Source organism: Nonomuraea sp. NPDC001636 (assembly GCF_040298265.1).
In the GTDB taxonomy this organism is placed as follows: domain Bacteria; phylum Actinomycetota; class Actinomycetes; order Streptosporangiales; family Streptosporangiaceae; genus Nonomuraea.
In genome coordinates this window covers 78,396-92,845 of record NZ_JBEOZT010000035.1, presented here as the reverse complement: position 1 = coordinate 92,845, position 14,450 = coordinate 78,396, and the positions used below count along the sequence as shown (strand labels likewise).

General features: G+C 74.1%; 15 protein-coding genes. 4 read left to right on the top strand and 11 right to left on the bottom strand.

Annotated features, from left to right (window positions below):
- Positions 1-17: 17 nt before the first annotated feature.
- The 9 genes from ABT158_RS43945 to ABT158_RS43905 form a co-directional block, all read right to left on the bottom strand.
- Entirely contained in the window at positions 18-1,523 is a 1,506-nt protein-coding gene (locus ABT158_RS43945) for a PucR family transcriptional regulator (protein WP_352364145.1), read from the bottom strand.
- Positions 1,520-2,575, bottom strand: a complete 1,056-nt coding sequence (locus tag ABT158_RS43940; RefSeq protein WP_352364143.1) for a DUF917 domain-containing protein — start codon at positions 2,573-2,575, stop codon at positions 1,520-1,522. Before ABT158_RS43940 ends, ABT158_RS43945 begins: the two co-directional genes overlap by 4 nt.
- A complete protein-coding gene (locus ABT158_RS43935; RefSeq protein WP_352364141.1) occupies positions 2,572-3,507 on the bottom strand; it encodes a hypothetical protein in 936 nt (311 codons plus the stop codon). Before ABT158_RS43935 ends, ABT158_RS43940 begins: the two co-directional genes overlap by 4 nt.
- On the bottom strand, positions 3,504-4,823 hold the full coding sequence (locus tag ABT158_RS43930; RefSeq protein WP_352364139.1) for an MFS transporter: 1,320 nt from the start codon (positions 4,821-4,823) through the stop codon (positions 3,504-3,506). The genes ABT158_RS43935 and ABT158_RS43930 overlap by 4 nt, the downstream gene beginning before the upstream one ends.
- 175 nt (positions 4,824-4,998) lie before the next feature.
- A complete protein-coding gene (locus ABT158_RS43925) occupies positions 4,999-5,415 on the bottom strand; it encodes a nuclear transport factor 2 family protein (protein ID WP_352364137.1) in 417 nt (138 codons plus the stop codon).
- 88 nt (positions 5,416-5,503) lie between these two features.
- Positions 5,504-6,463 carry an alpha/beta hydrolase gene (locus ABT158_RS43920; protein ID WP_352364176.1) on the bottom strand — a complete coding sequence of 320 codons (960 nt, stop codon included), beginning with the start codon at positions 6,461-6,463 and terminating at the stop codon, positions 5,504-5,506.
- A 109-nt stretch (positions 6,464-6,572) separates the two neighbouring features.
- Positions 6,573-7,328, bottom strand: a complete 756-nt coding sequence (locus ABT158_RS43915; RefSeq protein ID WP_352364135.1) for an ATP-binding cassette domain-containing protein — start codon at positions 7,326-7,328, stop codon at positions 6,573-6,575.
- A complete protein-coding gene (locus ABT158_RS43910; protein WP_352364133.1) occupies positions 7,325-8,365 on the bottom strand; it encodes an ABC transporter permease in 1,041 nt (346 codons plus the stop codon). Before ABT158_RS43910 ends, ABT158_RS43915 begins: the two co-directional genes overlap by 4 nt.
- A 40-nt stretch (positions 8,366-8,405) precedes the next feature.
- A complete protein-coding gene (locus ABT158_RS43905) occupies positions 8,406-9,386 on the bottom strand; it encodes a sugar ABC transporter substrate-binding protein (RefSeq protein WP_352364131.1) in 981 nt (326 codons plus the stop codon).
- Between the two features lie 130 nt (positions 9,387-9,516).
- Here ABT158_RS43905 and ABT158_RS43900 point away from each other — a divergent pair, with 130 nt between their 5' ends.
- Positions 9,517-10,155, top strand: a complete 639-nt coding sequence (locus tag ABT158_RS43900; protein WP_352364129.1) for a TetR/AcrR family transcriptional regulator — start codon at positions 9,517-9,519, stop codon at positions 10,153-10,155.
- Here the strand turns inward: ABT158_RS43900 and ABT158_RS43895 are convergent.
- Together ABT158_RS43895 and ABT158_RS43890 are read right to left on the bottom strand one after the other, a co-directional pair.
- A complete protein-coding gene (locus ABT158_RS43895; RefSeq protein ID WP_352364127.1) occupies positions 10,152-10,988 on the bottom strand; it encodes an HpcH/HpaI aldolase/citrate lyase family protein in 837 nt (278 codons plus the stop codon). The genes ABT158_RS43900 and ABT158_RS43895 overlap by 4 nt on opposite strands.
- Entirely contained in the window at positions 10,985-12,172 is a 1,188-nt protein-coding gene (locus ABT158_RS43890) for a CaiB/BaiF CoA transferase family protein (protein WP_352364125.1), read from the bottom strand. Before ABT158_RS43890 ends, ABT158_RS43895 begins: the two co-directional genes overlap by 4 nt.
- Positions 12,173-12,232: 60 nt before the next feature.
- On the opposite strand from ABT158_RS43890, the gene ABT158_RS43885 reads away from it, so the two are divergent.
- The 3 genes from ABT158_RS43885 (at position 12,233) to ABT158_RS43875 (ending at position 14,426) form a co-directional block, all read left to right on the top strand.
- On the top strand, positions 12,233-12,886 hold the full coding sequence (locus ABT158_RS43885; RefSeq protein WP_352364123.1) for a GntR family transcriptional regulator: 654 nt from the start codon (positions 12,233-12,235) through the stop codon (positions 12,884-12,886).
- A 116-nt stretch (positions 12,887-13,002) separates the two neighbouring features.
- Positions 13,003-13,728, top strand: a complete 726-nt coding sequence (locus ABT158_RS43880) for a hypothetical protein (RefSeq protein ID WP_352364121.1) — start codon at positions 13,003-13,005, stop codon at positions 13,726-13,728.
- Positions 13,725-14,426, top strand: a complete 702-nt coding sequence (locus ABT158_RS43875) for an HAD family hydrolase (protein WP_352364119.1) — start codon at positions 13,725-13,727, stop codon at positions 14,424-14,426. Before ABT158_RS43880 ends, ABT158_RS43875 begins: the two co-directional genes overlap by 4 nt.
- The last annotated feature ends 24 nt before the right edge of the window (positions 14,427-14,450 follow it).

Here is a 14,450-nt window from a genome sequence, read left to right as displayed (position 1 = left end):
GCGACGCCGCCCCCGGCTCAGCGCAGCAGCACGTGGCAGGCGAGCTGCAGCGCCAGGCGGGTGGCGGCGTCGTCCAGGTCGAAGCCGGCGGCCTTGATGCGCTCCAGGCGGGTGGTGACCGTGTTGCGGTGCACGCCCAGGCGTTCGGCGGCCTTGAGCGCGCCGCCCTCGTCCAGGACGGCGGCCAGCGTCACCAGCAGCGTGCCGTCCTTGTCGACGGCCAGCAGCGGCTGGAGCACGACGGTCGCCGGCGCGCGCAGCACCCCCGCCGGGAGCGCGCCGAGCAGCTCGGCCGGTCCCATCCGGTCGGCGCGGGCCACCGTGCCCGCGCCGGCCACGAACGCCGCCGCCTCGGCGCCGAGCAGCGACTCCCCCACCGCCTCCAGCCCCTCCACCGCCGCGCCCACCCCGGCCGCGCACGGCCAGGGCATGCCGTGCACGCAGCGCCGCAGGTGCTCGGCGAGCTCGCCGGGCGGCTCCGGCGACCAGCCGGCCCAGCCCTCGCCGCGCCGCAGCACCGGCACCTGGCCCAGCGCCGCCGTGACCAGCGCCTGCACCAGCGGCCCGTCGTCGGCCAGCGCCCCCACCGGGCGGACGTGGTAGGCGGTCAGCGTGCCGCGCACCCCCCATCCCAGCGCCACGGCCTCGGCCGGGGCCCCCTCCAGCCAGATGCCGCCGTCGCCGGCCGGTTCGTGGGCCGGCCGGCCCGCCGCGAGCAGCCGCCGGGCCAGCGCCGACTGCAGCGCGAAGTCGCGCGAGGCGCGCAGGCGCTCCTGGGCCGCCCACGCCGCCAGCGGGGCCACCGCCAGGCCCAGCACGGTCCGCACCACCGCGGGCCAGCCGGGCGAGCGGGACGTGCCGGCGGCCACCAGCGTCCCGAGCGCCGGGCCCTCCTGGCCGGGCACCTCCACCTCGGCCGCCCACCGGGACCCCGGCGGCCGGGCCGGCTCGTGCTCGCCCGGCGCGCGGGCGGCGCTCTGGCGGCCGGCGACGTGCAGGCCGTACCGGTCGAGGAAGGCCACCGACGTGCCGGGCAGCTCGGCGTTGAGCACCCCGAGCACCCGCCGCGCCGAGGGGCCGGCGTCGGCCAGCCGGGTCGCGCAGCGGGCGACGAGCTGGGTGCGGGCCGCCTCCGGCCTGGAGGCCGCCGAGGCCACCCGGACGGCGACGATCAGCGGGTCCTCGTCCACGAAGATCAGGGTGACGCCGAGCCGTTCGGCCAGCACCTCGCCCGACCCGGCGCTCAGGCCGCCCGACGGCGCGATCACGCAGGCCGCCGCCTGCTCCCAGGCCCGGCGCATGGCCATCTCGACCGCCCAGCCGCCGCCGGCCGCCGCGCCGATCAGCACGACCGCCGTGTGCGGCGTCACCGCGCCGAACACCGACAGGTCGTCCACGATGCGGACCTGGTGCACGGGGTTGTCGCCGCCGCCGTACATCCTGGCCCCGGCCAGCGGGCCGGTGTTGACCAGCTCCGCCACCGTGACCGGCGCCTCCCAGCCGGGCTCGCGCAGGCCGCTCACGGCGACTCCGCCCGCTGCTCGAACGGGATCCCGAACGCCCGCAGCCCGCCCAGCGCGAGCCCCGCGTCCGTGTGCCAGACCGGCGCGGCCTTGACCACCATGACCTCCACCTCCATGCCGGGCGCCGCCTTGTCGACGTCCACGACCAGGCCGTCGGCGGACGAGATCATGCAGACCTGGTCCGGTGCCATCGCCACCGGCGCCCCGTCGGCCAGGGCGAGCACGATCTCGTTGTGCGCCTCCAGCCGGACGAGCCTGCGCAGGCCGCCCGTCTCCTGCACCACGATGCTGGAGGGCAGCGAGGGCATGGCCACGTCGGCGCCGTGCCCGGTGCTGCCCTCGACGGCCAGGATGCGGCCCGCGCACAGCGTGCGCACCCCGTACGGGGCGGCCGCCGAGCGCGGCGCGCCGGGCACCCCGGCCGCCAGCAGCAGGCTGACCGTGCCGGGCACCAGCACCCGGGCCAGGTCCCGCGCCGCCATCGGGTAGCAGGCGGCCACCGCCCACCCGCCCACCGCCAGCACGACGGGACGCAGCAGCTCCTCCACCCGGCCGCCCGCGGTCTCCAGCAGCACCAGCTCCCCCGACGCCCCGGCCAGCGCCAGCGGGGACGCGCTCAGCCCGCCCAGCGTGTACGTCGTCTGCTCCACCAGCGGGAACACCCGCCCCGTCCCGTCGCCGTCGACCAGCGGCACGCCCAGGGCCGCCGCGGCGACCAGCGGGATCAGCGCGTTCTCGGCCGCCAGGTTGAGCGCCGCCACGGCTCCGGCCCGCTCCCCCAGCCGCCGCTCCAGCGCCCGCACCGCCCGTACGGGCTCGTCGCCCGCGGGCAGCTGCTCGCCCAGCGCGGTCGTGGACCCGACCAGGCTGACGACCATGCACAACGTCCCCGGGGCCAGCTCGTGCGCGGCGGCCAGCTCGACGCCGTCGCCGAGCACCGACTCCGCCCAGGCCAGGGTGAGGCCGTAGGAGGACTCGCCCGCGCCCGTGGCGAACAGCCGCGACCCGGCCGAGAAGCGGCGCAGCTCATCGGGGCCGACGAGCCGGGTCACGGCGTCGCGCCTTCGGCCGTGACCCGCACCCGGTAGAAGCCGTCGGGCAGGTAGGACAGCGGGTTGACGGTGGTCTCGGCGATCCGGGCGAAGCCGGGCGCGGCGCCGGCGCTGACCACGCGGGTCAGGGCCTCGTCCCTGGCGTCCTGCAGCGCCCGGTCCAGCTCGGCCCGGCCGCGGGCCTGCACGATGCGCTCCACCTGGGCCTCGGGACGGGCGAGCGCCGCCCCGTAGGCCGCGGCCAGCAGGTCCTCGCCCGCGGACTCGATCACCTGGAACGGCGCCGGGACGTCCGCCGTGGCCAGGGCGGCCCGGCCGCGGCGCAGGCTGGTCGTCCCGCCGCGGTCGCAGGCCCGCGGAAACCTGCGGAAGTAGTGCGCCGACACCAGGCCGCTGCCGGTGCGGGCGAAGAACACCGGCACGCCGGGCAGCTCCCGCGCCACCCGGTCGGCGATCCGGCCCGCCTCGGGGCCGAGCGCCGCGTTCCTGATCGCGTGCGCCTCGCGTTCCCGCAGGCCGGGGCGGCCGAACTCGTACGACAGCGTGATCCTGGCCGCGGGCACCTCGGCGGCGATGATCGCGGCCACCGCCAGCTCGTGGTCGGCCAGCATCGGCGAGCCGGTCGCCGTCACCGCGAAGTCGACCAGGCCGCAGCCGGCGGCGAACTCGCGTACCGCGCCGGTGTCCAGCGGAGCCAGCGGTCGGCCGGTCAGGCTGTGCCCGCCGCGCACGATCGTGGCCACCCCCGGGTCGGCGACCGGCCGCAGCACCGGCGGGCACGGTCCGCCGACGCGGATCGCGGCCACCGGCGCGCGCGGCATCCCGTCGAGGTCGACCGCCACGCAGGCGCGTACGGCCTGCGACGGCGGCGCGCCGTCGCCGACGGCCACCACCGCCGGCGACGGCCCGTCCAGCGCGACGCCGAGGATCACTCCAGCTCGCGCCCTTCGGTCTCGGGCAGCGGCATGGCCAGCAGCGCCGTGGCCACCATGAACGCGTTGATCACCAGCATCGTCGCGGTGAAGCCGGTGGCGTGGGCCAGCAGCGCGCCCACGGCCGACGGCGCGACCGTGGTGGCCACGAGCTGGGAGGCCGTGGCCCAGGAGTAGCCGGTGCCGCGCAGGGCGGTCGGGTAGAACTCGCCGTTCCAGGTGTTCCAGACGCCCCACGCGCCCAGGCTGAAGAACGACAGGACGAAGTTGCCCAGGTACAGGCCGGTCAGGCTGCTCGCGGTGGCGAACCACAGGCCGCCCAGCACGGCGGCGACCACGTAGAACAGGAAGACCTTCTTGCGGCCGAACCGGCCGGTCAGCAGGGACGCGCTCACGTACCCGGGGATCATCATCAGCGCGCTGAGCGCGGCGAAGCCGAGCGAGGCCGACAGCGACAGGCCCTTGGCCTGCAACAGCGTCGGCAGCCAGGTCTGCAGCCCCCAGTAGCCCCAGTTGAAGACGAAGTTGAGCAGCAGCATGAGCACGGTGATCCGGGCCAGCCGGCCGCGGAACAGGTCCATGGGGTGGCCGGCCCGCGCGCTCGCCGCCGTTCCGGCGATCGTGAACGTGGCCTCGGCGTCGGGGCTGCCCAGGACGCGCAGCACGGCCCGCGCCTCCTCCTGCCGCCCGCGGGCGGCCAGCCAGTACGGCGACTCGGGCACCCACGCCCTGATCGCGAACGCCCACAGCCCGGCCGCCGCGCTGGCGATGACCACGACGTGCCAGCCGAGCCCGCCGAGCGTCACCGAGGCGGCGATGGCCGCCAGCATGCCGATGGGCCAGCCGATCGACAGGTAGACCGCGGCCCGGCCCCGGTGCCTGGTCGGCAGCAGTTCCAGGAAGAGCGGGAAGGTGATCGTGTAGATCCCGGCCAGCGCGAGCCCGGAGCAGACGCGCAGCGCGACCAGGGTCGCCATGTTCGGCGCGAACGCCGAGGCGAGCGCGATCACGCCGTAGGCCAGCAGCGACCAGAACGCGGTCGGCCGGCGTCCGACGCGGTCGGCGAGCGGCCCCCAGACCAGCACGCCGGGGATCATGCCGAACGCCACCGCCGACAGCACGACGCCGATCCCGGCCTCGTCGATGCCGAACGCCGGCCCGAGGTCGCCGGAGACGTAGACCAGGGCGAGCTGCTCCCAGGACTCGATGACGAAGGCGATGAACAGGGCGAGCGCGATGAGCACGTGCCGGCGGGAGAACGGCATCCGGTCGAACGCCGCCCCGATGGGGAGCGTCGGTGCGTCGGTGGCGGTCATGCAAGCTCCTCGGAGGGGGGCGCGAAGTATTGCCGCACCATAGGGCCGTCCCCCTTCCGCCTCGGTGTGCGCGACGCCCGGCCGGGGCCGGCGCGGCTGTGCGGGGCGCACTGCCGGGTCGCTGCCGGGGTTCCTGCCGAGGCCCCGCGTGCCGGGGCCGCGCCCGGTCACGTCGTCAGGGCGTGTCCGCGCGCACGTCGTCGGTGTGCGGCCTGGTGCACGAGCTGAGCGTGTTCTCGTGCACGTGGACGATCTTCCACTCGCCGTCCACCAGGCGCAGCACGCTGGTCGTCCGGACGAGTTCGGGGTCGCCGTGCTCGAAGTCCACCTGCAGCAGGTACCGGGCCAGGGCGGTGTCGCCCCACACGTCCACGATCTCGTCGATGGCCCGGACGGAGGTCTCCGCCGGGCCGTCCGACGGCCGCGCGTCGCGCACCCTGTCGAGCTGCCGCCTGCTGGTGATCAGGCCGGGCTCGGCGGAGTCCCAGATCGTGGCCTCCGGGTGGAGGAGCCGGTCGATGCCCTGCCTGTCGCCTCGCGCGTAGGCGTCGTACATGCCGGTAATAACGGCCCAGACAGCGTCGCGTGCCACGCTTCCGTACTCCTTTGTCTTGGTGAAGAAATATGGTTCTTTCTCACCGTATGGGCAGCGTGGAACGCAGGCGTCTTTACATTGTAGATCAGGGGTTTAGCCACTCGCGCAGCTTGCCGACCGCAAGGCTCATGGCGGCCTTGTTGGCGTTGGTGTCGCGCAGCAGGTCCACCATGGCGAAGTCGTGCACCATCCCCGCCAGCTCGACCGCCGTGACGTCGTTGCCCGCCTCCCGCAGCCGGGCCGCGTACGCCTCGCCCTCGTCCCGCAGGACGTCGGCCTGGCCGTTCAGCACCAGGGCCGGCGGCAGGCCGCGCAGCTCCTGGTCGCTCGCGCGCAGCGGCGAGGCGTGGCTCTCCGCGCGCTGCGCCGGATCTGTCGTGTACTGGTCCCAGAACCACTTCATGCCGTCCCGGTTGAGGTAGTAGCCCGTGGCGAACTGCTTGTAGGACTCGGTGTCGAAGTTCGCGTCCGTGACGGGGTAGAACAGCACCTGGCCGAGCAGCCGCACGTCACCGCGCTCCTTGGCCATGAGCGTGAGCACGATCGACATGTTGCCGCCCACCGAGTCCCCGGCCACGGCCATGCGCGAGGGGTCCAGGCCCTTCTCCGCGCCGTGCTCGGCCACCCACTGGGCGGCGGCGTAGTTCTGCTCGATCTGCGTGGGGTACTTCGCCTCGGGCGCGCGGTCGTACTCGGGGAAGACGACGGCGGCGCCGGTCCGCACGGCCAGCTCGCGCACGAGCCGGTCGTGCGTGTGCGCCGAGCCGAACACCCAGCCCGCGCCGTGGATGTAGAAGATGACCGGCAGCGTGCCCGTGGCGCCCTTGGGCTTGACGATGCGCACCGGCACGATGCCCGTCGGGCCGCCCTGGACCTGGATCCACTCCTCGTCGATCTCCGGCTTGGGCACGCTGGGGTCGGACTGCAGCTTCTCCAGCACCTCGCGGCCCTGCTCGGGCGGCAGCTCGTAGATGAAGGGCCGCTTGGCGTTGGCGTCGGCGAACTCCTGCGCCGCCTTCTCCAGCACGATCTGCTTGCTGATCATCGTCGTCACGGTGGCCGCCCCCGGGTCGTCAGTGTGGTCCACCCCGGTTCCTGCCTTGAGGTACCTCGATCCGATCGCCCGGTTCCGTCAAATTCCGATCAAGCGGTGCTCATTCGCGCCGGAGCTCGTGGTCCAGCTCCGCCAGCTCCGCGCCGCCGGCCATCAGCGCGGTCAGCTCGTCCTTGCCGATGTCGGACTTGGCGTACTCGCCCATGCCGGTCCCGCGGTTGAGCAGCAGGAACCGGTCGCCGACCGGGTAGGCGTGGTGCGGGTTGTGGGTGATGAACACCACGCCGAGCCCCCGGTCGCGGGCGCGGGCGATGTAGCGCAGCACCACGCCCGCCTGCTTGACGCCCAGCGCCGAGGTGGGCTCGTCCAGGATGAGGACCCGGGCGCCGAAGTGCACGGCCCTGGCGATGGCGACCGACTGCCGCTCGCCGCCCGACAGCGTGCCGACGGGCTGGTCGACGTCCCGGATGTCGATGCCCATGGCGCGCAGCTCCTCCGCCGCCACCCGGCGGGCTTTGGCCACGTCGAAGGCGAGCCCCTTGCGGGGTTCTGAGCCGAGGAAGAAGTTCCGCCAGACCGACATGAGCGGGATCATCGCCAGGTCCTGGTAGACGGTGGCGATGCCGCGGTCGAGCGCCTCGCGCGGGCCGGCGAAGCGCACCTCGGCGCCGTCCACCAGGTACGTCCCCGTGTCGTGCTGGTGCACCCCGGCCAGGATCTTGATGAGCGTGGACTTGCCGGCGCCGTTGTCGCCGAGCACGCAGGTGACCGAGCCCGCCTCCACCCCCATCGACACCCCGCGCAGGGCCAGCACCGAGCCGAACGACTTGCCGATGTCGCGGGTCTGCAGGATCAATGCCGCACCTCCTCGGCGTAGCGCCGGACCATCCGGTTGGCCAGCGTGGCGAGCAGCAGCATGGCTCCGAGGAAGAACTTGAACCAGTCGGCGTCCCAGCCCAGGAACACGATGCCCTTGTCGGCCATGCCGAAGATCACCGCGCCGATGGAGGCGCCGACGGCGGAGCCGTACCCGCCGGTCAGCAGGCAGCCGCCGATGACGGCCGCGATGATGTAGATGAACTCCTGCCCGATGCCGATGTTGGCCTGGACGGAGGTGTAGCGCAGCGCCAGCATCGAGCCGACCAGCCAGGCGGCCACCGCCGTGGTCATGAACAGCGCGATCTTCGTCCGGGCCGCCGGCACGCCGACCGCCCGCGCGGCCTGCTCGTCGCCGCCCACGGCGAAGATCCAGTTGCCCGGCCTGGAGCGCATGAGCACCCACGTGGCCAGCGCGGTGATGGCGATCCACCACAGGATCGCCACCCGGAACGACGTGCCGCCGATCTGGATCGTGCCCGCGAGGAGCGCGCTGGCGCCGTCGAACCCGGCCGCCCGGCGCAGCCCGCCGACCTGCACGGTCCCGGTGACGGCCTTGGTGACGCCGAGGTTGACGCCCTGCAGCATGAGGAACGTGCCCAGCGTGACGATGAAGCTGGGCAGCTTCGTCCGGGTCACCACCAGGCCGTTGGCGAACCCCACGGCGAGCGCCACGACCAGCCCGGCGAGCATCGCCGGCCACACGCCGAACCCGTACCGGGTGGCCAGCGTGACCAGGATCAGCCCGCTGGTGCCGGTCAGCACGCCCGCCGACAGGTCGAACTCGCCGCCGATCATGAGCAGCGCCACCGCGACCGCCATGATCCCGAGCGTGGCGGCCGGGTCGAGCCAGTTGGCGATCCCGGCCGGCGAGCGGAACACCTCCGACTGCGCGGCGAAGAACGCGAACACCACGACCAGCCCCACCACGGCGCCGAGCTCGGGCCGGACGATCAGGCGGCGGGCCAGGCCGACCCGGGCGACCCGCTCGTCGGCCCGCGCGGGAGCGGCCGTCATCGGCGGCCCTCCCCTTCTCCGCCCGCGTCCCGGCGGCCGCTCATCGGGTGCCCGCCTCGGCCAGCTTGGCCACCTGCTCGGCGTTGTCCTTGGTGACGAACCCGGGCCCGGTGTTGACCGGCAGCCCGCCGCCGACGGTGTTGAGGTTGTCCTTGTACAGCTTCAGGAACGTGATCGGCAGGTAGCCCTGCAGGTACTGCTGCTGGTCGACGGCGAACAGGATCTCGCCGTCCTTGATCGCGGCGACCACGTCGCCCGACAGGTCGAAGGTGGCGAGTTTCGCCTGCGAGCCCGAGTCCTTGATCGCGTCCCTGGCCGCCACGGCGACCGCCGGGTTGAGCGCGAGCACGCCGTTGACCTGCTTGTCCGACTGCAGCTTGGCGGTGACCTTGGAGGTGACGTCGGCCAGGTTGGCGACGTCCACCTGCAGGCGCTCGACCGTGCCGCCGAGGGTCTGCTCGGCGCCCTTGCAACGCTGGTCGAGGCCGACGTTGCCGGCCTCGTGCACGACGCACAGCAGCTTGGTGACGCCCGCGGCCTTGAGCTGCTCGCCGGCGCCGCGCCCGGCCACGTCCTCGGACTGGCCGACGTGGGTGAGGGCGCCGAACGCCTTGGAGGAGTCGGCCCCGGAGTTGATGGTGACGACCGGGATCTTGGCCGCGACGGCCTTGCCGACGGCCTCCTTGAGCGCGTCGGGGTTGGCCATCGAGACGACGAGGCCGTCCACCTTCTCCGCGACGGCCTGGTCGATGAGCTGCGACTGCTTGGCGGGGTCGCCGTCGCCCTGGTAGGTGACCTTGACGCCGTACTGCTTGCCGGCGGCCTCGGCGCCGTTCTTGACCACGTCCCAGAAGGCGTCCCCGGCGCCGCCGTGGGTGATGACGGCGAAGCTGCCGCCGCCGGCCGCCGGGGCGGCGGCCGAGCCGGGCGCGGCGCTCTGCGCGCCAGGCTCGGCGGAGGAGGAACAGCTGGTCAGGGCGAGTACGCCGGCCAGCGCCAGCACGATCGGGGTACGTCTCATCGAATACCTCCAAGACCAACGGGCTAGCCTGGTTCTACCGCAATGTGATCTCTTTGTATAGACATACGGACCAGCGCTTCGATCTTCACCGGAAGTAGAACGGAATCTTTCGTTCCCGTATGCTGGCGGCATGACCAGCGCACCCATGAGCGGCCGCAAGGCTCAGGCCGCCCGCAACGACGAGTTGATCCTCCAGGCGGCCAGGGCGGTCTTCACCGCCGATCCGGGCGCCCCCATCGCGGCCGTGGCCGAGAAGGCGGGCGTCGGGATCAGCGCGCTCTACCGCCGCTACCCCAGCAAGGAGGCGCTGCTGCAGAAGTTGTGCGGCGACGGGCTGAAGCTCTACGCCGCCGTGGCCCAGCGCGCGATGGACGACGAGGGCGACCCCTGGGAGGCGTTCGCCTCCTACCTGCGCGGCATCGTGGACGCCGACACCAACTCCCTGACGATCAAGCTGGCCGGCACCTTCCAGCCGACGGAGGAGCTGTACCACGACGCCGTCCGCGCCGGCGACCTGGCCACCCGGCTGCACCGCCGGGCGGTCGAGGCGGGCGTGCTGCGGGCCGACGTCACGGTGGCCGACATCGCGCTGCTGTTCGAGCAGATCGCCTCGATCAAGCTGGGCGACGAGGAGCGCACCTCCCAGCTCCGCCACCGCTACCTGACGCTGATGATGGACTCGCTGCGGGTGCCGCCCGCCCACCGCGACCTGCCCGGCCCGGCCCCGGCGGACGAGGAGCTGCAGGTCCGCTGGTACCCCTCCCGTTAACCGGGTCCCGGCTGGTCCGCGGGGGCGAGCCGGCGGGCCAGGTCCAGCACGCGGCGGGCCCTGGCGAGGACCGGGGCGTCCACGAAGCGGCCGTCGGGCAGGGCCACCGCGCCCGTGCCCGTGCCCGCCCGCTCGGCCGCCTCGACGATCTCGGCGGCCCTGGCCGTCTCCTCCTCGGTGGGGCGGAAGGCCCGCCGGATGGCCGGGAGCTGCGCGGGATGGATGGCGGTCCTGCCGAACAGGCCGAGCGCGCGGCCGGCCCGGCAGGAGGCGAGGAGCCCGTCCTCGTCCTTGATGTCGGGGTAGACCGACATGGGCACCGGCGGCAGGCCCGCGGCCGCGGCGGCGAGGACGACCTGCAGCCTGAGGTGGTTCATGGCGGTCTCGTCGGTGAGGGACAGCTCGGCGGCCAGGTCCTGCTCGCCCAGCGCCACGCCGGCCACCCGCGGGTGCGCGGCCACGGCGCGGGCCTCGACGATCCCGGCCGCCGACTCCAGCAGCGCGTACAGGGGGGCCGTGCCGGGCAGGGCGTCCAGCGCGGCGGCCGACTCGACCTTGGGCAGCCGGACGGCGTCGGCCAGCTCGCCCACGGCCGCCAGGTCGGCCAGGCCGCGCGCGGTCGTCACGTCGTTCACCCGGACGTGGATGCGCGGCCCGGACTGCCTGGGCCCGCGCAGGTAGGCGACGGCGTGGGCGCGGGCGGCGTCCTTGGCGGCGGGCGCGACCGCGTCCTCCAGGTCGACGATGACGACGTCGGCGCCCGAGGCGGCGGCCTTGGCGAAGCGCTCAGGACGGTCGCCCGGCACGTACAGCCAGGTGACGGGGGCGTTCACGCGATCACCCCGGCCTCGCGCAGGGCCGCGACGGCCTCGGCCGGGTAGTCCAGCTCGCCGAGCACCTCGTCGGTGTCGTGGCCGAGCGGGCGGCCGGGCCAGCGGATCTCGCCGGGCGTCTCCGACAGGCGGAACAGCACGTTCTGCAGGGTGACCGTGCCCAGCTCCGCGTCCGGCAGCTCGACGAACGTGCCGAGCGCGGCGTACTGCGGGTCCGTCGCCAGGTCGGTGACGTCGTAGATGGGGGCGACGGCGGCCTGGGCCTCCTCGAAGCGGGCGATCACCTCGTCGGCGTCGCGGGCGGCGATCCAGGTGGCGACCGCCTCGTCCAGCTCGTCCACGTGCTGGACGCGGCCGTGACCGCTGGCGAACCAGGGCTGCTCGACCAGGTCGGGCCGCCCGACGAGGGTGACGACCCGCTCGGCGATGGGCTGGGCGCTGGTGGAGATCGCCACCCAGCGGCCGTCGCGGGTGCGGTAGGTGTTGCGCGGGGCGTTGCTGCTGGACCGGTTGCCGGTGCGCCGCGGCACCACCCCGAGCGCCTTGTACGCGGTCATCTGCGGCCCGAGCAGGCCCAGGATCGGCTCGATGATGGCCAGGTCGATCACCTGCCCGCGGCCGGTCGCCGCGCGGGCGTGCAGGGCCACCATGATCGCGTACGACATGGCCAGGCCGGCGATGCCGTCGGCCAGAGCCAGCGGCGGCAGGGTCGGGGGGCCGTCCGGCTCGCCGGTCATGGCCGCGAACCCGCTCATGGCCTCGGCCAGCGTCCCGAACCCCGGCTGCCCGGCCATCGGGCCGATCTGCCCGAAGCCGGTCATCCGGGCCACGATCAGCCGCGGGTTGGCCTTGAGCAGGTCCTCGGGGGCCAGGTTCCAGCGTTCCAGGGTGCCGGGACGGAAGTTCTCGATCAGCACGTCGGAGCGCTCGGCCAGGCGGCGCAGGATCTCCTGGCCCTCGGCGCGGGACAGGTCGACGGCGGCGGTGCGCTTGTTGCGGGACAACGACTTCCACCACAGGCCGACGCCGTCCACCGAGGCGCCGTGGCCGCGCGAGGGGTCGCCGCGGCGCGGGTGCTCGATCTTGATCACGTCGGCGCCGAAGTCGCCGAGCATCATCGCGGCGGAGGGGCCGGCGAACAGCGTCGCCGCGTCGATGACCCGCAGGTCGGCCAGACTTGTCATAGTTTGTAAGTTATAAGAAATATGTAATAGCCGCGACCGGCCGTGCGAGAGACTGGGGACATGACAGCCAGCGAGCCCACGCCGCCCATGAGCAAGGCCGACTACGTCTACAGCGTGCTGCTGGACGAGATCCGCGGCGGCCGCATCCCGGGCGGCACCGCCCTGCGCGCCGGGGCCGTCGCCCGGCGGCTCGGCGTCTCGGTCACCCCCGTGCGCGAGGCGCTGCGCCGGCTGGAGAAGGACCGGCTGATCAGCTACGAGGCCCACCACGGCGCGACCGTCATCGACCTCGGCGACGACGCCCTGGCCGAGTACTACGGGCTGCGCGCGGTCGTCGAGGGCCTGGGGGCGCGGCTGGCCGCCGCCCGGATCACCGCCGACGACCTCGCCGGACTGCGCGACCTGCACCGCGAGATGGCCGCCGACGCCGAGCAGGGCAGGCACGACCGGCTTGCCGACCAGAGCAGCCGCTTCCACCTGCGCATCGTCGACATCGGCGGCCCGGCCTTCCTCGGCGCCCACGCCAGATCGGTGCGCAACGGCGTCCCGGTGCCCGCCGAGGCGTCGCTGTGGCTCGACCCGGAGCAGGTCGGGCGGCAGCTCCAGGCGCACGAGCGGCTGCTGGCCGCCCTGGAGGCGGGCGACGCCGACGCCGCGGAACGCGTCATGATCGACCACATCCGGCAGGCGGGCGAGTACCGCAAGCACCACTGATGACAAACATCATCGTTCACCACCGGTTCATTGATTCAGCGTGACGGGTGTTGCACGATGAGTCACTCTGATGGTCTTGCCGCGACCCCGACCCCGACCCCGAAGGAGCCGACACTGTGGCGGACGTGTGGACGCTCAATCCCGACTACCGCACCCCCAGGGTCCCCACAGACCAGGCCACCGAACCCGGCCCCTGGCGCCACCCCGACGGCCAGGTGATGAACGGCGCCTACGAGCGCAGGCGGCCCAAGCGGCGCACCGAGGTCGTCACCGTCTGGTACGGCTACGCGCTGAGCCGCTGCCTGGGCCCCCGCATGCCGCGCTTCAGCAGCCCGCTGGTCTCGGCCTGGAACCCGGTGCTGGCCCAGGGCCTGAGCTGCGACCCGGGGTCGCCGACGCCGTACCGCGACGAGCACTGGTGCGACCGCTGGATCGCCGAGGCCCTGCTGTACGGGCGCAAGCCGTACGGCACCTTCACCCTGCCCGCCGAGGAGGCGCTGCGCTGGTTCGCCAAGAGCGGCGGCACCGGCCTGGTCTACCGGGCGCGCGCCGAAGGCGCGGCCGTCCGGGTCGTGGCCGGCACCACCGAGCCCTACGAGCGGCTCTTCGACCTCGACTCCCTGATCGCCGACTACCACGAGGCCCTGCCCTCCGGGCGGGCCGCGGCCGAGGTGGCGGCGCTGGAGTCGCATCGCGGCCTGTCCCCCGCCCTGGCCTACGTGCTGGGCGAGGACGCCGAGGCGCGCTTCGCCGCCGCGCCGCGCTCGGTGCGCGGCCTCACCCTGGGCTACCCGCCGCGCGAGACGGCCGCCCGGGTCGCCGCCGATATGCTCGCCGGGTGAGCGGCAGCATCAAGGGCATCCTGTTCGACCTCGACGGCACTCTGCTCGACCATCGCGGCGCGGCCGACGCCGCGATCACCGCGTGGGCGTCGGAGCTGGCCCCCGGCCATCCCCGCCTGCCCGAGGTCGCCGCGCTGTGGGCGGCGCTGGAGATCCCCCACCTGGCCGCCTGGCAGGCCGGCGAGTGCTCCTGGCAGGAGCAGCGCCGCCGCCGGGTGCGCGCCCTGTGCCGGGAGCTGTCCGTGGAGGCGCCCGCCGACCTGGAGGCCGCCTTCGCGAGCTACGCCGGCCACTACCGGCGCGGCTGGGCCGCCTACCCCGACGTGGCCCCGGCGCTGGCCGGGCTGCGCGGCTACACGCTGGGCGTCCTGACCAACGGGTCGCAGGACGTGCAGGAGGCGAAGATCCGGGCGCTCGGCCTCGACGTCGGCCCGGTGCTGACCGGCGAGGGCCTGGGCGGGCACTTCAAGCCGTCCGCCGCCTGCTACGCCGCCGCCGCGCGGGCCCTCGGGCTGCCGCCCGAGCAGGTGCTGCTGGTGGGCGACGACCTCGACAACGACGTACGCGGCCCGGCGGCGGCCGGCATGCCCTCGGTGTGGATCGACCGGCTGGGCGTCGAGGCGGCGCCGGCCGGGTTCCCCCGCCTCACCTCGCTCGCCGGGCTGCCCGCGCTGCTCGCCACTCGCTATTTGTCTTGACATTCTGACCTCGGTTAGGCTGAT